Source organism: Streptomyces sp. NBC_00038 (assembly GCF_026343635.1).
GTDB lineage: Bacteria > Actinomycetota > Actinomycetes > Streptomycetales > Streptomycetaceae > Streptomyces.
Map to the genome: position 1 here is coordinate 8,312,664 of NZ_JAPELQ010000001.1, position 20,841 is coordinate 8,333,504.

Here is a 20,841-nt window from a genome sequence, read left to right on the forward strand (position 1 = left end):
GGGGGCGCCGAGGCCTACAGGCCGTACGAACCGTCGGCGCGGATCGACTCTCTTTCCCAGTCCTCGCGGCTGCGCACATAACGCGGAGAGGCGGCGGCGATGGACTGCGTTTCCGCCGAGCCCGGCCTCAGGCGCCAACGCACGGTTCCCGTCACCCGGGCGGCACAGGAGTCCACGAACGACTGGCTCGCCTGCCGCAGTTCTCCGAACCAGCGCCCTTCGAGCGCCTCGCGCACCCAGATCTGCTCGATGTGCATCTTCTCCCGAACGGTCTCCGCGTCCAGCGTCGCCGTCTCCAGGTGGCGGTAGGTCTTCAGGAGCAGTGCGGCGGCCGGCATCTCGCGGAGTTCGAGCACCTTCTGACCGCCGGGGAGATGTTCGAGCCCGCTGTAGCGGCCGATTCCATGGGCTCCGGCCCGGCGGTTGAGCGTGCCGACCAGCAGGTGCAGCGGGAGGCGCGTGCCGTCGACGGAGACGGGCACGCCCTCGGAGAAACCGATCTCGACCGTCTCGTCCGGGACCCCGTCCTCCCGCACGCTCCAGCTGTACAGGTGCTTCGGAACGGTGTGCTCCTCGGGATCGTCCAGCACACCGGACTCGAACTCCCGGCACCACAGGTTCGCGTCGATGCTGGCGACCCGTTCGCTCATGTGGAAGAGCCCGATCTCCTCCAGCTCCCTTGCCTTCTGGTCACGGTCCACCGGGTCGAGGTCGTACGGGCTGCCGTAGTGGCCCTGATAACCGAGAAGCCCCAGTGCCCCGTTGAGTCTGCGCAGGGTGTTCTGCGAGCGGTTGGCCGTGTGCAGCACTCCCCAGGCGCCGAGGCCGACCGCGATGTCCATGGCCAGCTTCGCGATGAGGGGCCTGCTGAGTGACGAGCTGACCGGATGGGTGTCGAGATAGACGGCCTGCGCGGCGATCGCCGGACGGACGTACTCGTCGGCGAACAGCTGCGCCCCGTCGACGACATGAAGACGCACCGAGAGCCGGTCGGTGACGAGCCGCAGATCGTCCGGGTCCTCACCGGCGCCCAGGTCGACGCTCACCGCATGGATGTCGGTGAATCCGGCCTTCGCCAGCCGGTGGAGGAGATAACTGCTGTCCAGGCCACCGCTGAACAGCGTGACCACGGGACGCCCCCGGTCGAACCGCTCGGACGTGAGATCGGCGAAGGAACGGATGAGGCCGGGACGCCCGGGGCGGGAGTCGTCTCCGGAGGGGTTCGATCCGAAAAGGGTCAACTCGCGGACTCCTGATCCATATCCATATCCGTGTCCGTATCTGTATCCGTAGCCATGTCCGAATTCGTGTCGATGTCCGTGTCCGTATCGGTGTCCATGAGGCGCCGCAGCTCCGTGGCGAAACCGGCCACCGTCGGCTCGTGCAGCAGCGCCGCCAGCGGAATGTCCGCCCCCAGCCGGTGCCGCAGGGTCTCGACCACCTGGACCACCTTGAACGAGTCGCCGCCGAGGTCGAAGAAGTCGTCGTCGGGGCCGATGCCGGCGGTCCCGAGCGCCTCGCACCACACCTCGGACACGACGGTCTCCACGTCCTCACCGGCGACCGCCACGCCCGTGCCGTACGCCACCGCCGCAGGCACGGGAATGGGAGTGGGAATGGGAATGGCCGCCCTCTTTGCCGTCCAGTCCTCGAGGAGCAGACGGTCCAGCTTCCCGTTGGCCGTCAAGGGCAGGCTGTCGACCGCCTCGATGGCCGTCGGCACCATGTAGGGCGGAAGCCAGGTGCGCAAGGTCTGGCGTACGACGGACGGCAGCCCCAGTGACTCCGCGCCCTCCTCGGCCACCACATACGCGGCAAGCCGCTTCTCGTACCCCGAGCCGTGGGCGACGACCGCCGCCTGCCGAACCCCCGCACAGCGCACCGCGGTCGCCTCGATCTCCCCGAGCTCGATACGAATGCCCCGGATCTTCACCTGGCGGTCCACGCGGCCCAGGAACTCGAGAGCGCCGTCGGGACGGGCCCTGACCAGGTCACCGGACCGGTAGAGCCGGCTGTCCGGGCTCAACGCCGGGGCCCTGACGAAGCGTTCGGCCGTGAGTTCGGGCCGGTGCAGATACCCCAGCGCGAGGCCGGCGCCGCCGATGTGGAGTTCGCCCGGTTCCCCGTCGGCGACCGGAGCGCCGGCCTCGTCGAGGATCCACAGCTCGGTGTCCTGGATGGCGGAACCGATCAGCACGGCGTCCAGGTCGGGATCGCGCGGGCACACCCAGGCGGTGCAGTAGATGGTGCATTCGCTTGGGCCGTACAGGTTGGTGAGCGAGGCGGTGGAACGCGCGTGGAAGCGCTTGACCAGCTCGGGGCTGAGCGACTCCCCGCCAGTGAGCACCTGCCGGATGCCGTCGTAACGCTCCGCGGGGTCACGTGTCAGCAGAAAGAGTTCGAGCAGGGACACGACGCAGTAGAACGTCGTGATCCGATGGTCCCGGATCAGTGCGGCGAGATAGTCCGCGTCGCGCTGGCGGCCCGGCGCCGCGATCACGACGGCGGCCCCGGCCAGCAACGGCCAGTACAGCTCGCAGAGATACATGTCGAAGCTGCACACCGTGTGGTGGATCATCCGGTCGTGCTCGTCCATGCGGTGCGTGGACTGCAGGGCCGTCAGCCGCGAGACGAGCGCGCGATGACTGATCAGCGAGGCCTTGGGGCGGCCCGTGGAACCGGAGGTGTAGATGACGACCGCTGGGTCCTCGCCCGACGCGGTCACCGGCGGCGGAGGGGGCGTCGGCCGCCGTACGGCGTACTCCTCGTCCGTGACCACCACGAAGCCCGGCACCACGCTGAACCGCGAGCGCAGCGCGGGGCTGGTCATAAGGGCTCGGGGAGCGCAGTCGTCGATCGTACGGAGCGTGCGCCGCAGCGGGTCGTTCACGTCGATCGCCGCGTGGGCGGCGCCCGCGAACACCACGCCCAGCATGGCCACCACGAAGTCGACGGACCGCTCGTGGTAGACGACGACGCGGTCCCCGGAGCCCACACCCCGCGCGCGCAGCGCGGCGGCGGCCCGCAGGACGCGTCCCTTCAACTCGCCCATGGTGACCACGGTGTCGCCGGACACGAGCGCGGGGAGATCCGGGTCACGGTCCCACCGCTCCAGCAGGAGGGCGTCGATCCGGTGGTGCGCATCCAATGGGGCGGTCGTCATCCAAGTAGTCCTCAGTAGTCCTCAGCAGTCGTCAGTGGTCCTCAGTAGTTCTAGGTAGTCCTCACGCGAACTGGTCGAGATTGCCGACGAGGGCGTCGACCACCTGAGCGGGGCTCTCCATCAGCAGCATGTGACCGCCGGGCACCCAGGCGGTACGGGTGTTCTCGCTGAACAGGGACCAGTCGGCGGTCCGCTCCTCGGGGCACAGGTGGTCCTCGTCGCCGAACACGGTGAGGAGCGGGCAGGCGAGCAGCGGGTCCGGATCCGACGAGTACTCCTCGACGGCACGGATGTCCGCCACGATGCTCGGCAGCACGAGCTGGAGCATCTCCTGGTTGGCGGAGACGGACGCCGGGACTCCGCCGAACTCCTTGAGAATCTCCAGCACTTGGTCCCTGTCGTCCGTGTCGTGCAGCAGACGGCGCCCGGGATCGGGCTTCTCGGTGACCGCCCACTGCGAGACGACCACCAGCCCCACCACGCGGCCGCTGTCGTCACGCTGGAGTTCCCGCACCACCTCCAGCCCGATGACGGCGCCGGAACACACACCGACGACGATCAGCGGGGCCGAACCGGGCAGCGAACGGACCGTCGCCACGACGTCCGCCACCAGACCGGGCAGCTCCGGGACGCTCTCCCGGATGCGCGACTCCCTCCCCGGCAGCCGGGCCGTCGCCACCAGCCACTCGGCCGCAGCGTGCTCCGCGAAGGCCAGACCGCTCGACGCCCCGGCACCGGCATGCGGAATGATCAGCACGCGCAAGGACGCGTCCTGCGGTGCGGCACCCCTGAGTACGACGTTTTTCGCAGGCACGTCGTCAGCCCGCCGTGACGAACTCGGTGAGCGCCCGGGCCAGATGGCCGGGATCCCTGGCGCCGACCAGCTCGCGCGCCGAGTGCATGGACAGGCCGGGCACCCCCACGTCGACCGTGGTCACGCCAAGGCGGGCCGCGGTGATCGGGCCGATCGAAGTGCCGCAGCCCATCGCGTTGTTGGAAACGAACCGCTGCCACGGCACCCCGGCCCGCTCGCAGGCGGCCACGAAGGCGGCGAAGCCGGTGCCGTCGGTGGCGTACCGCTGGTTGACGTTGACCTTCACCACGGGTCCGCCGTTGGGCAGCGGGTGGTTGTCCGGGTCGTGCCGCTCGCTGTAGTTGGGGTGCACGGCGTGGGACATGTCGGCCGACACACAGAGCGCGCCCGCCATCGCCCGCGACCAGTCCTCGCCGCTGCCGCCACGGGCGGCCAGCGAGCGGCTCAACACGCGCTCCAGGATCGGACTTTGGGCGCCGGTCTCCGAGCCGCTGCCGCACTCCTCGTGGTCGAAGGCGGCGAGCACCGGGATCCGGAAACCGCCCGAGGGACCTGCGCTCTTCGACCACGCGTCGGCCGCCGCGGTGAGCGCCGTGACGCCCGCGTGCACGGACACCAGGTTGTCCATGCGCGAGGACACCAGGAACTCGCGCTCCACGCCCAGGTGACCGGGCGCCTGGATGTCGTGCAGCATCAGGTCCCAGCCGAGGATCTGCGCGGGCTCCCGGTCGGCCTCCTCCGCGACCTTCCGCAGCAGTGCGCCCGGCTCCCGCCCGCCCAGGGACCAGATCGGCTGGGTCTGGCGCTGCCGGTCGAGCGACAGGCCCTCGTTGACCGAGCGGTCCAGGTGGATGGCCAACTGCGGTACACGGAACAGCGGTTCGTCGATCTTGACGAGGGCCGAGCCGCCGTCACGCAGGCTGAGCCGCCCCGAGATGCCCAGGTCCCGGTCGAGCCAGGTGTTGAGCGGGACGCCTCCGTAGATCTCCACGGCGATCTGGCGCCAGCCCGCGGACGCGGTGTCGGGCGTCGGCTTGACCCGGAGGTTGGGGGAGTCGGTGTGCGCTCCGACGATCCGGAAGGGGGTGTGCGCGGGCGCGCCCTCGGGGACGTACCACGCGACGAGGGCACCGGCGCGGGTGATGAAGGCGCCCCCACCGAGCCCGGTCCACTCCTCGGTTTCGCTCAGCTGCGTGAAGCCGGCCTTCTCCAGGCGGCGCGCGGCCTGCGCCACGGCGTGGTACGGCGAGGAACTGTCCTTGAGGAAGGCGAGCAGGTCCTCGTTGTGGCTGCCCTCGGTGGGGATGGAGTTGGTCACTCTGAGTCTGCCTCTCGGGGCGTCGCGTGCGGGGTGAGCGCCGCCGCGACATGACGGTCGGGGTGTGCGCACAGGTCGTCGAGCAGCGTGAGATAGGAGGCGAGGAGGTCCTCGGCCGACTCCCTGTCCCACAGGTCGGACGAGTACTCCAGGAAGGTCCGGTAGCCGAGGCCCGGGTCACGGCGCGGCGAGATGCCGAAACACAGTTCCGCCCGGGCCACCGGCGGGGCCAGGTCCGCCACCTCGACGTCGAGTCCGGGGATCTCGATGTCGGTGTCGGGGTAGTTCTGGAAGGCCAGGATGTACGGCACCCGGTCGGGGACCTCGGTGGCGCCGGCGTCGCGCATCGCCTGCATGATCCGCGCGGTGGGCAGGACGTTCGCCATCACGGCGAGCACCTCCGCACCGATGCGTGCCACGAGTTCCGCGAAGGTCTCGGCAGGGTCGATCCGCACCCGGACCATGACCGCCGTGCTGGTCATCGCCACCAGCGTTTCCGACTCCACGCCCTCGCGGTTGGCGTACGGGACGCTCAGCAGCACATCCTGTTCGCCGGAGAGACGGGCGAGGTGGATCCCGAGCGCCGCGACCGTGACCGCGAACGGGGTCACGCGCCGGTCGGCCGCGAACTCCTCAAGAGCCGTACGGAGTTCACCGGTGCCCACGCCGCGCACCGTGCCGCCGTCACCGCTGAGCTTCGCGGGCCGGGGACGGTCGGTGGGGACATCGAGCCGGACCGGAACCCCCCGCAGGTAGGTGGCGCAGTACGTGGCCCGCAGGGCCTCGGTGTCCGGGTCCCGCGCCGCCAGCTGGTGTCGGGCGTAGTCCGTGGGCTGGGCAGATGGCGCGCGGAGCGTGTGCGCGGTACCCGTCGCGGCGGCCTTGTACAGCTCCGCGAGTTCCGAGATGAGCAGCGAGTGGGACCAGCCGTCGGCGCAGATGTGGTGCAGGACGAACATCAGCTCCCATTCGTCCTCCGCGATCCGCAGCAGCCTGGGCGGGGCGAGCGTCGTACGCGTGATGTCGATGGGGGTCGCGGCCAGCTCGCGGCACACCTTGTCGGCGCGCGCGGTGCGCCTCTCGGGATCGAGCCGGCTGAGGTCGTCGACCCGTAGCCGCAACGGCCGCGCGGCAGTCACCTCCTGCCACCAGACGTCCTCGCCGTCCTTGACGAAGCGGGTCCGCAGGGCGTAGTGACGGTCTGTCAGTTCGGTGAGCGCCGAGCGCAGCGCGTCGGGGGAGAGAGCTCCCCGGAACCGGATCCTGGTCGGTACGTTCCAGATCTGGGCCTGTGGAACCGAGTAGTGGCCGGCGATCATCCGGTCCTGCTGGTCGCTCACCCGGGACCGGTCGACGACCTCGCTGTCGGCCAGCGGGAGGGCCACCGGGGCACGCGCACTGCCTTTCGCCAAGTCCCCGTCCGTGCGGTCCAGTTGGCGGGCCATCGCGATCAGGGTCGCGTCCGCGAAGAAGTCCGCGAGCGCGATCTCGGCACCCAGCACCTCGCGCACCCGGTTGACTAGCCGGATCGCCGCGATCGAATTGCCGCCCAGCTCGAAGAAGTTGGTGTCGTCGGCCACGTCGTCGACCCCGAGAACCGACTTCCAGACGCCGCGCAGCGCCTGCTTGAGGGACTGGGCGGACGACGCGGCGATGTCCCCCACGAGTTCGGCGGCACCGCCCGTCATGGCGCCGAGGACTCGGTCGAGGTCGCCCAGATACTCCCGGACCGTCCCCGCGTCGAAGAGATCCGCGTCGTAGCGGATACGCAGACGCAGCCCGGCCCCGCTCCGGACAACCATCAACGCCATTTCCAGCGGCGCCGATTCGGTACCTCCGTCGACCTCCTCGCAGCGCAGTCCCGGCAGGGCGAGCCGGGTCAGCGGCGCGGTGTCGAGGTCGGCCGACACGGTGACCAGCGGCCGGGGGTTGCCGCGGTCGGGGTTGACGTCCGCGAGCAGCGTGTCGAGGTCGACGTACTGGTGCGCGTCCGCCGCGAACAGGGCGTCGCGGGTGGCCCGTACGGCGCCGGTCAGCGACGTCGTGTCCGTCAGGGACACCCGCAGCGGCAGCACGGCGACATGGAAACCGACGGTGCCCGCGGTCTCCGGCGTGCGCCTGCCGAAGGTGGAGCCGACGACGAACTCGTCCTGGTCCGAGCGTTCGCGCAGCACCAGCTGCCAGGCGGTGAGGAGCGTGGCGAAGAGTGTGACGCCCTGCCGCCCGCTCCACTGCTGGAGCCCGACGGTCCGAGCGCCGTCGAGGCGTATCTCGGCGGCCGCGCCGCTGCCCGCGACCCGGCGGCCGCGCGGCCGGTCGGTGGGCAGCGCGGGTACGGGCGGCAGCGGGGCGAGGTACGTCCGCCACCAGTCCAGATCGGCCGGGTCCCGGTCGGGCTCGACCTCGCCCACGGTGCTGCCGGCGGGCGCCGGGAACCGGGCGGGACGCCCCTCGACCCCGGCCCGGTACAGCTCTTCCAGATCCGCCGCGAGGATCCCGGCGGAGTGCGCGTCGGTGATGAGGTGGTGCAGGCCGAACACCAGGACGTGGTCGTCGTCGGCGAGTGTCAGCAGCCGCGGCGTGAACAACGGGCCCTCGGCCAGGTCGTACGGCCGCGAGCTCTCCTCCTTCAGAACCGCCGCGACAGCCGCCTCCGGCTCCTGCCCCCGGGCGTCGGTCACTTGGAGCGGAACGTCCAGGCCGCCCCGTACGACCTGCTGGACCGTCTCGTCCCCGCCGCCCGCACGGAACACGGTCCGCAGCGCGGCGTGCCGTGCCACGAGACCCGTCACGGCGCCGGTCAGAGCCGCCTCGTCCAGCGTGCCGCGCAGCCGCACCGCCTGGACCTCGTTGTACGCGGCCCGGTCGCCGATCAGCTGGGCGGCGAGCCACAGCCGCCGCTGGGCGTCGGTCGCCGGAGCCGACACATCGGAGTCGGGGGCGTGGTGGCGCCCGCGCAGCGCGTCGAGGTGTTCGAGCCCGGCGCGCATCAGGTCGGCGGGCATGCCGAAGTCGACGAGCGCGGCGATCTCGTCGACGCCCGCCTCGCGCAGCGCGTCCACCACCGGGGAGCAGGTGTCGACCGTGCCGATCAGCGCCCGCTCGTCGCAGTAACGGTCGTACGCCCGCCGGAAGAGGTGGTCCAGGTCCTCGTCGCGCGCCGTGGCCACCTCCTGCGGCCCGGCGCCGAGCGCGCCCGCGGCGGAACGCAGCTGCAGCGAGGAGCGCAGATACCGGCTCATCGGCTCCAGCGCCTGCGCACGCGCCGTCGCGTGGTCGTCCCCGAGATAGGTGTGCAGGAGCACGGTGACCCGGCCCGCGTCGGGGTCGAGCCCGTGCTTCTCACGGGTCCTGCGGTAGTGGCCGATGTTCTCCGCGAGCTCGGCGACCGTCTGGTTCATCAGGTTCGTCACGATGCCCAGGCCGCGCCGTGCCGCTTCCTCGTACGAATCCCGACGGCCCGAGGTGGCGAGGAACATCGGCGGCATGTCCTGCACCGGAGCAGGATGAATGCGTACGTCGGTGTCCTCGCCGTCCCCTGTGCCGCGCCGCACGGTGCCGCCTGCCCACAGCGTCCGTACGTCGTCGAGGTGGGCGAAGGCGATCTCCTTGCGGTTCCTGAAGCGGTCCGGGTGGAGGGCGAAGTCCTGCGCGTGCCAGCCGGTGGCGCAGCCGATGCCGACCCGCCCGCCCGAGAGGTTGTCGACGACCGACCACTCCTCGGCGACCCGGACCGGATCGTGCAGCGGCAGGACGACGGAACCGGCGTTCAGCCGGATGCGGCTGGTCTCCCGGGCCAGCGCGGACGCCAGCACGGACGGGTTGGGGAAGAGACCGCCGAAGGAATGGAAGTGGCGCTCGGGTATCCACAGCGAGCTGAAGCCGTGCTCGTCGGCGAAACGGGCCGTCTCGATGATCCGGTCGTAGGCTTCGGCCGGCTGCTGGGGGACCGGCTCGCCTTCCCGCCGGCCGGCCGCGTCCGGGTAGTCGCCGAAGAAGTACACCCCGAAGTCGGGGGCCGGGCGGGGGCGTTGCTTCGGTTTCGGCTTCGGGGTCGTCGCGCGGCGCGGACGGGTGGCCGGGAAGAAGCCGCCCTGGCGCAGGGCACGCAGGGAGTCCTTCACCGCGTCCGAGACCCTCTCGATGTCGCCGTCGGTGTGGGCGGTGGACAGGTAGAAGCTGCGCCACTCCCACACGTAGACGCCGCGCAGCAGGAGGTGCAGGTAGAGCAGCTCCATGTCGGCCCGCGGGGTGAACCGGAACATGGACCCGAAGTGGCTGAGTTCCAGGGGGAATTCCTCGTCCCCGAAGAACGCGTTCAGGTCGGCGGCGAGGGCGTCCGTACGGGCGTTGAGCCGTTCCTGGAGACCCGGGCCCTCGGCGGTGAGATGGGTCAGCACCGACTTGGCCGCCGCCATGGACAGCGGATGTTGCATGTACGTACCGCCGAAGAAGGTGGTCTCGACCTCGGGGCGGCTGTCGTCGCCGTACCGCCAGAAGCCGCCGTCCACCCCGTCCAGGATGTCGGCGCGGCCTGCGATGGCGCCGATCGGGAAGCCGCTGCCGAGTGCCTTGCCGTAGGTGGCCAGGTCGGGGACGACACCGAAGTGGTGCTGTGCGCCGCGCGGGTGCGGGCGGAGACCGGTGAGCATCTCGTCGAAGAGCAGCACGATGCCGCGGCGCCGGGTGAGTTCACGCAGGCCGCGCAGGAAACCGACCGGGCGCAGGGCGGGGTTGCGGCACTGGACCGGCTCGACGAGGACCGCGGCGATGGTGTCGCCCAACGCGTCGATGGTCTCCAGGGCCTCCTGGCTGCCGTATTCGAGGACGATCAGCTCGGCCACGGCACTGTCCGGGATGCCGTGCGAGACGGGCACCGCACGGCCGCCGTCCGGGCCGGGACGGCCGAGGACGGAGTCGATGTGGCCGTGGTAGGACCCGCGGAACATGACGATGCGGTCGCGTCCCGTGGCGGCGCGGGCGAGCCGGATGGCGGCCGAGTTCGCCTCGGTACCGGAGTTGGCGAACGCCACCCGCTCCATACCCGTCAAGTCGGCCAACAGCTGGGCCACTTCACCCGCTTCTACGGGCCGGGGACCGAATCGCAGCCCGTGGGTGAGGTGCTCCCGCACGGCCCCTGACACGAACTCCGGCTCGTGGCCGAAGAGAAGGGCACCGAAGCCCATGGTGATGTCGGTGTAGTCGTTGCCGTCCACGTCCGTCAGCCGGGCCCCGCGCGCCGAGCGGGCCGCGAGGGGGTACAGCGTCTCCTTCGTCGAACGGCGGAACCCGACGACGGCCCGGCTGTCCGCGAGGACGGAACGCCGGTTCTGCGTCTGCTCCTTGGACGTACGGGTGCGCTCGGCCAGCCGGCGGCCGAGCTCGGCGGCGTGGGCCCGCTGCGCGGCGTCGGCGGTGTCGCCCACCATGCCGGAGCCCTCCGGGAGGGTCACGCGGGGGCCGTGCACGGCGGGCGGCGGGGGTGACGCGGGCGACGGAGGTGCTGTCCCGGTGCGGCTCCTGGCCGTGGCGAGCTGCGCGGTGAGCTTCCGGGAGAGTTCCGCGGCCCGGTCCGCGGCGGTCGCACTCACCGTGCGCGCTCGGCGGTGAGAAGCGCGACCGCCTCGGAGAGCTGGGTCAGCATGGCGGCCTGCGTCTCGGCGAGCAGGTTGACCTGACGGGTCAGTTCGGCGATCTCGGCACGGGAGGCGTACTCCGGGGGCGTGGGTGCGGGGGACTGCGCGGCTGGGGCGGGGAAGAGCACCGGGGCCGCAGGAGCCGGAGCAGGAGCAGACTCCGGCTCGTCCCGTCCCGCCCGCGATGCGATCAGCCGCGCGGTCAGCTCCGGCGTTGCCGCCTCTTCGAGAAGCTCCTGAGCGGAGACCCGTACCCCGAACTCGGCCTCCAACTGCCTCAATATCCCGATCAGTTGGAGAGAGTCCGCACCGAGAGCGACGAAGGCGTCCCCAGCGCCGAGCTCGTCGGCGCGATAACCGAGGTGCTGCGCGGTGAGCTCGATTACCCGTTCCAGGACTGCCTGTTCGGTCATGCCAACCTCCATGGAACCTTCGGTTGCGGGTGCGGGGTCCGCTGCCGGACCGGGATGCGGTGGCGGGCCGGTCCAGTACGACCGGTGCTGGAACGGGTACGTGGGCAGCGGTATCCGACGGCCCTCGCAGCCGTCGAGGAGCGCCGCCCAGTCGATTCCGACGCCGGCGCAGTGCAGCCCGGCCACCGCCGACCACAGGCCGTCCGTGCCCGTCCCGCGGCCCTGGGTCGGTACGCAGAGGGTGCCGGGCAGCGCCCGCCGTGCCATGCCGGTGAGCGGCGCCCCGGGCCCCAGCTCGACCAGCGCGTCGCTCGGCGCGAGCGTTCTCAACACCGCCTGGAAATCGGCCGGTTGCCGGGCCTGACGTGCGAGGTACTCGGCATCGGGCAGCCAGCCCCGCGGACGGACCGCCCCGTCGAGTCCGCTGACGAACTCGACCTCCACCGGGCACAGTTCCGCCTTCTCCACGGCCGCCCGAAGCTCGTCGAGTACCGGGTCGAGCAGCTCCGTGTGGAAGGCGCGGTCGACGGGGAGCGGCTCGCTCGCGATGCCGTGCCCCGCGAGCCAGGCACGGGCCGCTTCGACGGCACCCGGGCGGCCCGCGACCACATGGTTCGCTGGTCCGTTGGACACCGCGAGTTCGAGGTGCCCGTGCCCGGACCGGCCTACGTCGTCGAGGAGTTGGCGCACGCGCTCCGGCGGAGCGAACACGGCGAGCATCGCGCCGGGTTCGGTGTCCTGCATGAGCCGGCCCCTGCGGCACATCAGCCGCATACCGTCCGCCACCGACAGGGCCCCCGCGACGCACAGGGCCGCGAACTCCCCGGCGCTGTGCCCGGCGACGGTGCCTGGGGACACCCCGAACCGCCGCCAGAGCATGGCCTGCGCGACCTGGAAGGCGAAGATCGCCGGCTGGGCGAAGGCGGTGTCCCACTGCTCCGGGCCCTCCCCGCCGACCAGCCGGTCGAGGAAGTACCGCTCCCCGGTCTCCTCTTCATGGACACGGGCGCACTGTCCAAGGACGTCGGCAACCACGGGGAACCGGCCGGCGAGCGGGGCGGCCATGCCGGGACGACCGCCGCCCTGACCACTGAAGACGTACGCGGGCACGGCGGCCGGTGCGGTGATGTCAACGGTCCCCGTGCGGTACGGCGCGATGGGCGCCGCGGTCGCCGGCGGATCCGCGAGAGCTGCTCCTCGCCGATCCGCGAGGAACGCGTCGAGTGCGTCCGCCAGCCCCTCGGCGGGCGCCGTGACGACCAGCCGCAGCGACAGGTGCCGACGCCCGAGCGCGGTCGTCGCCAGCAGGTCGGCCGGTGCGATGTCCGGGTCGCGCACCAGCGCGTCGCGGAAGGAACGGGCGTACGCCTCCAGTGCCTCGGGGCTCTGCGCCGACAGCGGCAGCAGCGCGGGCACCGGAGCGCCCTCCACTCGTACGGGAGCGGCCGGGGCCTCTTCCAGGACCACATGGGCGTTGGTGCCGCCCATGCCGATGGAGTGGACGCCCGCGCGCCGTGGGCCGTGGGACGGCCAAGCGGTGGACCGCTGCGGCAGCACGAACGGGCTTTCCTCCAGGCCGAGTTGGGGATTGGGCCGGGTGAAGTTCACCAGCGGGGGAATGACGCCGTGGCGCAGGACCAGGACGGCCTTGATCAGTCCGGCGAGGCCCGCGGCGCTGTCCAGGTGTCCGATGGCCGGCTTGGTCGAACCCAGCGCGCAGAAGCCCGTCCGGTCGGTGTGCCGGCGGAACGCCTCGGTGAGCGCGGCGAACTCGATCGGATCACCCTTGTAGGTGCCGGTGCCGTGCGCCTCCAAGTAGCCGATCCCGTCGGCGGAGACCCCGGCCCTCTCCAGCGCTCCGAGCACCGCGTCGCGCTGGCCTGCGACACCGGGAGCCGCGAAACCGGCCTTGCCCGCACCGTCGTTGGTGACGGCGGAGCCCAGCACGACCGCGTGCACGGTGTCGCCGTCGGCGAGCGCCTTCGCCAGCGGTTTGAGCACCACGGCGGCCACCCCGTTGCCGCCGACCGTGCCGTCCGCCCCGGCGTCGAAGGCCCGGACCCCGCCGCTCCGGGAGATCGTCGAGCCCTTCATGTGCCGGTGCCCGGTCACCTGCGGCAGGTGCAGCGCCGCGGAACCCACCACCATCGCCTCCGCGTCGCCCGCCAGGAGCGCCTGACAGGCCAGGTGGACCGAGACGAGCGCGCTCGAACAGGCCGTGGCGACGTTCACCGCGGGCCCGTCGAGGCCGAGCCGGAACGCCGCCCGGTTGGCGGTGAAGTCGGCGTAGTTGCCGACCTGGATCTGCTTCACGGCGTTCCAGTCGGCGGTGCGGAACGACTCGCCGATGTTGGAGGCCAGATAGCTGTGCAGGGAGTAGAGGCGGTAGCCGACGTTCGCGTACACGCCGACCCGCTCGCCGGAACCGGCGTACCCGGCGTCCTCCAGCGCGTGATGGCAGCACTCCAGGAACAGCCGCTGCTGCGGATCGGTCAGGGTGGCCTCGCGACCGCTCATCCCGAAGAACCTGGCGTCGAAGCCGTCCACGTCGTGCAGGAGCGCACTGGCTCCGGTGAAATCAGGGTCCCGGTAGAGATCCTCGGCGAACCCCGCGGCCGCGAACTCCGCATCGGTGAAACGTCGTACGTGCGAGACGCCGGACCGGATGTCCTGCCAGTACTGCTCGGGCGTCTCAGCCCCCGGAAACCTCAGCGCCATCCCGACGACCGCCACGCGCCGGTCCTGCATCGCCTGCCCCCTTCTGACTCCCGCTGCTTCCCTCACTCGCCGGCAGCACCGCCTCCCGCGCGCCGCGCTGCCGCAGCACCCGGACCACGAAGACCAGCGCGACGGCGATGGCGACGCCGTGTGCGACTCCCACGACCGACAGCGCCGTGAAGGAGTCCAGTGCGGCGGCGACCACGATCATGCCGACGCCGAACCCGAGGTTCTCCACCGTGGCCGAGGTCCCGAACGCGTGGGTGCGCACCGCGCCCGGCAGGGTCTGCAGGTGCGAGGTGTATGACACTTCGGTGAGCCCGTCGGCGGCGCCCGCCAGCAGGGCGATCACGATCGTCGCGGCCCACGGGAGCCCGGCGAAGGCCAGAATGAACGCGCCCGACATCGCGATGGTGCCGAGCCCGAATCCCAGGGCTCCGACCGAGCGGCCGGTCCGCTTGGTGTACCTCTGCAACACCTGCTGGACGAGGATGTTGCCGAGCGCCCACACACACCAGAAGACACTGACGAACACGGCCGGGTTGTCCGCGTCGATCTCGGTGGAGTACACGGGCAGGGCCGCGTTGTGCGAGGAGGAGCCCAGCGCGTCGACACCGCGCAGCAGCACCATCAGAGCGAGCGCCGGCGCCGCGCCCAATGCCATGAAGCGGGAGAGGAACCCACCCTTCGCCCCGGCGTCCCCGGCGGCGGTCTCCCCGCTCTCCCTGCCCACGGGGCTCAGAGCCAAGGGGAGAAAAGCAACGGTGAGCGCACACACCAGGAAGGAGGCCATGTCCACCAGGAAGGCCGCGGTGTAGCCGAGCAGGGACACCACCACGCCCGACGACGCGAATCCGGCCACCATGGCCAGCGAACGCCCGCTGACCATGAAGGAGTTCGCCCAGGTCTTGCGATCATCGCCCACGATCTCCGGAATGGAGCTGCGCAGGGCGACCATGAACACGGTGCCGGAGAAGCCGACCACCGCCGAGACGACGAACAGCGAGACGGTGTGCAGCCCCTCCGGGGCCAGGACCAGAAGCAGCAGCGCCGCCGCCTGGGCCACGTTGACCCAGAGCATGACCCCCTTCGCGGACCACCGGGCGAGCACCGCACCGGCCATCAGACCGGCGACGAAGCCCGCACCGAGCCGCACGGCCATGAACACGCCCACGGCCAGGGCCCGTCCGGTCACGGCGTACACGTACAGGTTGAGCGCCACCATGTTGAGGAACGTGCCGTACGACGAGACCGCGTAGCCGGTCACCAGGATCCGGTACCGCTGTTCCCTGAGCGCCTGTTCACCGAGCGCTGCCGTGCCGGTCGTCACGAATGAACCCGCCCCGAGAGATGGTCGTGTCGCACATAGCCGAACATGGGTACCCCCGTTCCTGAACTCACAGGCGAGGGCGCTCCGTTCACCATAGGCAGCCACTCGCTCGCCCGTTCGGGAGTCGATGTGTACGAATGTAATCTGCACAGTTGTGAAGCAAGAGCAATCCGGTACCGCCTCATGCAATTGCGGCCAATCGCCTCTCCAACAACCGTGTGAGGCGGCCCTTGCCGTCTACCGGGAAGCGCTGCGCGAGGGCCGCCTCGCCCGCGGTGAGGTGCCGACCTGCTTGCGCGAACTCCATCTCGTCATCGACGCCCCGGAGGTGCCGGAGTACGCCGTGCCCGTGCCACCCGCCGCGGCGGCCTTCGCCACGGCCGGCCCCCTGGAGGACCTTCTGGCGCGCCAGCGGACGGCCCTGCGGTCCGTGAAGGCCCGGCTGGCCGCCTTCGAAGCGGTGTACACGCAGGAGCAGGAGGCGGCGCGGCCCCCGATCGAGCGGCTCGCCGGAAAGGCCGTCATCAACGCGGCGCTCGAAGCGGCCGTGGGCAGTTGCCGGGCCGAGCTGCTCACGGCACAGCCCGGCGGCGGACGGCCCGAGTCGGCACTCGCCGAAGCCCTGCTCAGGGACTTACGGGCGCTCGACCGAGGAGTTCGCCAGCGCACCGTCTACCAGCACACCGTCCAGACCCACCGCCCGACCATGTCGTACATCGAGCAGGTCACGGCGGCCGGCGCCGAGGTGCGCACCCTGGCCGAGGTCGTCGAACGCTTCATCATCTGCGACCGCGAGGTCGCCTTCGTCCCCGTGTCCGACGAATCGACCGACGGAGTGGTACAGATCAGGGACCGGTCACTGGTCCGGTTCCTGGCCCGGTCCTTCGACCAGACCTGGGAGCACGCCATGCCGGTGCCCGACACGTCCTCGGCGCCGCGCAACCATGTCGTCGCCTCCGATCTGCAGCGGACCATTCTGCGGGCGGTGATCTCCGGCGAGACGGACAGCGTCATCGCCCGCCGCCTGGGGATGAGCCGCCGCAGCGTCGCCGAACACGTCCGCAAGGTCTCCGCGCAGCTGGGCAGCGGCAGCCGGGCCCAACTCGGCTATCTGCTGGCCACCACCGGCCTGCTGGAGCGGGACGACTGACGTCCGGCCGGCTCCCACCCCGATCTCGTGTCCGCTCAGTCGCGGCGGGCGTCACCGTGGAACATCGCTATCGGTCCTCGTCCGCGAGGAGCAGGGAGTCCAAGTCCCCCGTGAACTCATCCGCGTTCAGGAACATCAGGTCCAAGGCGTCGGACGGTGGTTCCTGCCGGCTCTCCGGCGTGAGCAGTGCCTGCTCTGTCCAGATGCATTTGCCTGTGGCCGTATAGCGGGTGCCCCAGCGTTGGGAAAGGGCCGTGACCAGTTGCAGGCCGCGGCCGCCCTCGTCCGTATCCGTCGCGCGGCGGATACGGGGCATCGTCAGGCTGCCGTCGAAGACCTCACAGATCAGTTCGGCGCCGTGCAGGAGGCGCAGGCGCAGTGGGCCTCCGGCATGGCGGATCACGTTGCCCACCAGTTCGCTGGCCAGGAGCTCCGTGGTCGGGGTCAGATCGTCCAGGCCCCACAGGGAGAGCTGTTCACGGACGTGGCGGCGGGCCTGGCCGGCCGCGCGTGGGTCCTCGGGCAGGGGCCAGGAGGCAATGCGGTCGCCCGTGAGGGCGTGCAGACGGGCCACGAGCAGGGCCGCGTCGTCCGTCGTCGCGTGCTCGGCGGGGAGCAGACCCGCCGTCAAGGTGTCGCAGAGACTTTCCAGGTCCGTGTCCGTGCCGGGTTCGGCCTGGTGCGCCTCGTGCAGCAGGCGTGCCAGGTCCGCCATGCCCTCTTCCATCTCGCGCTTCGACGACTCCACCAGGCCGTCGGTGTAGAGCACCAGCAGGCTCCCCTCCGGCACCATCAACTCGACCGTCTCGAAAGGGGGTTCCGCCGCGCCCAGGGGCGGATCCGCCTCCAGGGGCGGGAAGTGGACCGTGCCGTCGGGGTGGACCACCGCCGGCGGGGGGTGGCCGGCCCGCGCGATGGAGCAGATCTGGGTGGTCGAGTCGTAGATCGCGTACAGGCAGGTCACGTACGACTCCTCGCCCATGCCGGCGACCAGGTCGTTGAGGTGACTCATGATCTCGTCGGGCGGGAGTTCCAGGTCGGCGAGGGTGTGGACCGCCGTGCGCAGGCGGCCCATCGTCGCCGCCTCCGGCAGGCCGTGGCCCATGACGTCGCCCACCACCAGGGCGACTCGGCCGCCCGAGAGCGGGATGATGTCGTACCAGTCGCCGCCCACGTCCATGCCCTGGCCGGCGGGCAGGTAGCGGGCCGCCGCCGTGCAGGCGGGCAGGTCGGGCAGGGCGCGGGGGAGCAGGCTGCTCTGGAGTTCGCGGGAGCGGGTGTGCTCGGCGTCGTACAGGCGGGCCCGCTCCAGAGCCTGGGCGACGAGAGCGCTGATCGTGGTCAGCAGGGTGCGCTCCTCGTCATCGAGGCGGCGCGGGCTGTCGAAGGCCACGACGCAGACGCCGAAGGTGTGGCCGGACGCCGTCAGCGGCAGGAACGCCCAGGACTGCATGCCCGTACGGTCGGGCGAGTCGGTCAGCCGCGGTGCGCGCGCGGTGAACTCCTGCACGGAGGAGAGGAACAGGGGCGTACCGGACGTGATCGTCTCCCAGGACGGGTCGCCGGACGCGCGGGGGCGGCTGTTGACCGTGGAGAGGAAGTCCTCCGGGTATCCGACCGCACCCACGTTGTACAACCGGTCGCCCTCGACGGCCTGCACCAGGAGGCCGGCGGCGGCGAACGGCGGCAGCACCCGGAGGGCGACCGCGTCCACCACGTCCTGCGAGGTCGTCGCCTTGGAGAGGGCGGTCGTCAACTCACCCATACGCGCAGCACGTCGGCCGGCGGCGCGCTCGGACGCCCGGCGCTCCTCCTCGTGCTGCCGTTTCTCGGTGACATCGGTGAAGTAGAGGGTGCGGCCGTCGGGGCCCGGGACCAGCCGCAGGTGGTAGCGACGGCCGGTGTCCTCCATCCGCACGTCGAAACCGACGGACCTCTCCTCGGCCGCGGCCGCCCGGCAGCGGCTCTCCAGGCCGGGAACCTCCCGTGCGGCGGGCATGTCCCACAGCAGACGCCCGAACAGCTCCTCCTCGGAGAAGCCCAGCGTGCGTTCGGCCTCCAGGTTGGCGAAGGTGATCCGCCACTCGTCGTCCACCGCGAGGAAGCCGTCGCTCATGTGGCGCAGGGCACGGCTGAGCGCGTCCCGGGCGGAACGTGACTCGTTGCTCTCCCAGCCCAGGCCGACCATCCGGTGGGGTTCGCCATTCTCGTGGTACGTCGCCCGGGCGCGGGCCTGCGTCCAGCCGTACGTGCCGTCCAGGCGCCGTACCCGGTACTCGGCCTCGAACACGCCGTGCTCGCGGATCGCCCGGTCCACCGCGTCCAGCGTCGGCGCCAGGTCATCGGGGTGGACGCACACCATCCAGTTCTCGACCCTGGCCGTGTAGTCCTCCGGCCTGAACCCGTACAACTCCATGGCCGCCTCGTCCCACAGCAGCTCGCCACCCTGGATGTCCCAGTCCCACGAGCCGACTCTGACCTCCTTCAGGTCCTGCCGCAGGCGGTCACGGTCACCGCTCAGCTCCCTCCGGGAGGGCGTGGAGGGCGGCGGGGCCTGGCTCATGCGCTCTTCGGTCCAGGTGATCAGCGCCCGGAGGAAGTCCCACTGCTGCGGGGTGGGCTCGCCCTGGTCGCCCGTCAGGACCGTGAGCGCGCCGATGCTGCGGTCCCCGCCGAACAGCGGCAGGGCGGCCAGGCCGGTGCCGGGCCAGATGACTTCCGTGTTCGACGCGTCCGCGGGCCTGGGCTTCCGCGGCACCCACACGCCACGGCCCTGGTGTACGGCCCGGGCCTGGGCCAGCGGCCCCTCCTGGTCGATGATCTCCCAGGAGCGGGTGAGCGCGGGAGGCAGACCGGTCGACGACACCAGGCGCAGCGCGGACATGGGGCCACGAAGGTGAATCGTTCCCCCCAGGGCGCCCAGCTCTCCCACGGCATGCTGGAGCGCCAGCCGGAAGACCTCGCTCTCCGCGACGCCGGGATCCACCGTGCTGAGTAGAGCCAGACGCGCGTTCATGCCGCGGACTTTACCGTTCCAGTCTCACGTGATGCGTTGCTTCGCAGGATTCCCACCTGCGGCTCCGAAGCGGACACGTGCGTCAACTGGCGGAAATACAGGCCGAGTTACTGATCGGTCACGCCGAGATTCCGCTTGGTGACACTGCGTAGGGCGCTAGTATCCGACCGTGGTGCAGCGGCCGGTGACGAGTTATGACGTGGCGCGCAGGGCACAGGTGTCCCAGTCGACCGTGTCGCGGGCGCTGCGCGACGATCCCCGCGTCGCGCGGGAGACACGCGACCGGATCCGGACGATCGCGACCGAGATGGGCTACGTCCCGCTCGTCACCGCCCGCAGGCTGGTCACCCGCAAGTCGTGGAGCATCGCGATCGTCAGCCGCGATCTGCGCAACCCCTCGCATCCCACGCTGGTCGACACGCTCCGGGACGAGTTCACCCGGCACGAGTACCGGATCCTACTGCTCAGCGACCGTACCGAGGACACGCTCGACCGGGACGTCAGGGCCCTGCGGGGCGGCCTTGTCGACGGCGTCGTGTACATCTCGCCGCGGCTCGGCTCGTCCATGGTGTCCGAGCTGGTCGACCGGCGGATCCCACTCGTCATCCTGAACCGTGACCTCGACGGGGCCGGCCGGGCGTCCCCCGCCGACCGGGTCACCTCGGACAACGAACACGGGGGCCGACTGGTCGCCGGGCATCTGCTGGAGCTCGGTCACCGGCGGATCGGGCTGGTCTCGGGGCCCTTGGACGACGCCGGCGTCGCGCTGCGCGAGAAAGGGTTCCGGGACGCCCTCGACGGGGCCGGCCGGCCGCTCGCCGAGCCACTGGTGTTCCGCGGCCGGATCGATCCGGCGACCGGATTCGAGGGGGGCCGGGCGCTGCTCGCAGGACCGGCCGCGCGGCGGCCGACGGCTCGCATCACCGACTACGTGGCGTACGGCACGCTCGACGCGGCACAGCGGCTCGGCCTGGACGTGCCGGGCGACGTCTCCGTGATCGGCTACAACGACCTGGAGGCGTCCGGCTGGTCGATGTTCGACCTGTCCACCGTGCGCCGGCCCTTGCGGGACATGGCCGCGACGGCGGCGAAGCTGCTGCTCGCCCGCATCGACGGGGCGGCCGGCGGGCCGGTACACCGGAACTTCGGTGTCGAGCTCGTACGGCGCGGCAGCGTGGCCGTCGTGTAGTACAGCGTTCACAGATCGGGAGAGGGGTGGTAATGATCGACGAATACATTCGAAGTCATTCTGGAACTCATAGATCACACACGGGCGTTGACAC

At 71.1% G+C, this 20,841-nt stretch carries 10 protein-coding genes; 2 read left to right on the forward strand and 8 right to left on the reverse strand.

The window, feature by feature from the left end; all coding sequences use genetic code 11:
• Positions 1-14 precede the first annotated feature (14 nt).
• From OG219_RS37460 to OG219_RS37490, 7 genes are all read right to left on the reverse strand, one after another.
• The gene (locus tag OG219_RS37460; protein ID WP_266834186.1) at positions 15-1,241 is read right to left on the reverse strand and encodes an argininosuccinate synthase-related protein; all 1,227 of its coding nucleotides are present in this window, start codon (positions 1,239-1,241) and stop codon (positions 15-17) included.
• Positions 1,238-3,163 (reverse strand): amino acid adenylation domain-containing protein, encoded by a 1,926-nt coding sequence (locus tag OG219_RS37465; RefSeq protein ID WP_266834188.1) that lies wholly within the window; start codon positions 3,161-3,163, stop codon positions 1,238-1,240. Before OG219_RS37465 ends, OG219_RS37460 begins: the two co-directional genes overlap by 4 nt.
• A gap of 61 nt (positions 3,164-3,224) precedes the next feature.
• The gene (locus tag OG219_RS37470; RefSeq protein WP_266834190.1) at positions 3,225-3,977 is read right to left on the reverse strand and encodes a thioesterase II family protein; all 753 of its coding nucleotides are present in this window, start codon (positions 3,975-3,977) and stop codon (positions 3,225-3,227) included.
• Positions 3,978-3,981: 4 nt separating this feature from the next.
• Positions 3,982-5,295: a M18 family aminopeptidase gene (locus OG219_RS37475; protein ID WP_266834192.1), complete on the reverse strand. Its 1,314-nt coding sequence runs from the start codon at positions 5,293-5,295 to the stop codon at positions 3,982-3,984.
• Positions 5,292-10,886 carry a MupA/Atu3671 family FMN-dependent luciferase-like monooxygenase gene (locus OG219_RS37480; RefSeq protein WP_266834194.1) on the reverse strand — a complete coding sequence of 1,865 codons (5,595 nt, stop codon included), beginning with the start codon at positions 10,884-10,886 and terminating at the stop codon, positions 5,292-5,294. The genes OG219_RS37475 and OG219_RS37480 overlap by 4 nt, the downstream gene beginning before the upstream one ends.
• The gene (locus tag OG219_RS37485; RefSeq protein ID WP_266834196.1) at positions 10,883-14,092 is read right to left on the reverse strand and encodes a type I polyketide synthase; all 3,210 of its coding nucleotides are present in this window, start codon (positions 14,090-14,092) and stop codon (positions 10,883-10,885) included. Before OG219_RS37485 ends, OG219_RS37480 begins: the two co-directional genes overlap by 4 nt.
• Complete coding sequence (locus OG219_RS37490; protein ID WP_266834198.1) at positions 14,037-15,392, reverse strand: MFS transporter; 1,356 nt, start codon at positions 15,390-15,392, stop codon at positions 14,037-14,039. The genes OG219_RS37485 and OG219_RS37490 overlap by 56 nt, the downstream gene beginning before the upstream one ends.
• A gap of 292 nt (positions 15,393-15,684) precedes the next feature.
• Here OG219_RS37490 and OG219_RS37495 point away from each other — a divergent pair, with 292 nt between their 5' ends.
• Positions 15,685-16,542, forward strand: a complete 858-nt coding sequence (locus tag OG219_RS37495; RefSeq protein WP_266834200.1) for a LuxR C-terminal-related transcriptional regulator — start codon at positions 15,685-15,687, stop codon at positions 16,540-16,542.
• 67 nt (positions 16,543-16,609) lie between these two features.
• Here the strand turns inward: OG219_RS37495 and OG219_RS37500 are convergent, their stop codons facing one another.
• Positions 16,610-19,558: a SpoIIE family protein phosphatase gene (locus tag OG219_RS37500; RefSeq protein WP_266834202.1), complete on the reverse strand. Its 2,949-nt coding sequence runs from the start codon at positions 19,556-19,558 to the stop codon at positions 16,610-16,612.
• 169 nt (positions 19,559-19,727) lie between these two features.
• Between OG219_RS37500 and OG219_RS37505 the strand changes: the two genes are divergently transcribed.
• Positions 19,728-20,747, forward strand: coding sequence for a LacI family DNA-binding transcriptional regulator (locus OG219_RS37505; RefSeq protein ID WP_266834204.1), 1,020 nt, complete (start codon positions 19,728-19,730; stop codon positions 20,745-20,747).
• Positions 20,748-20,841: the final 94 nt, after the last annotated feature.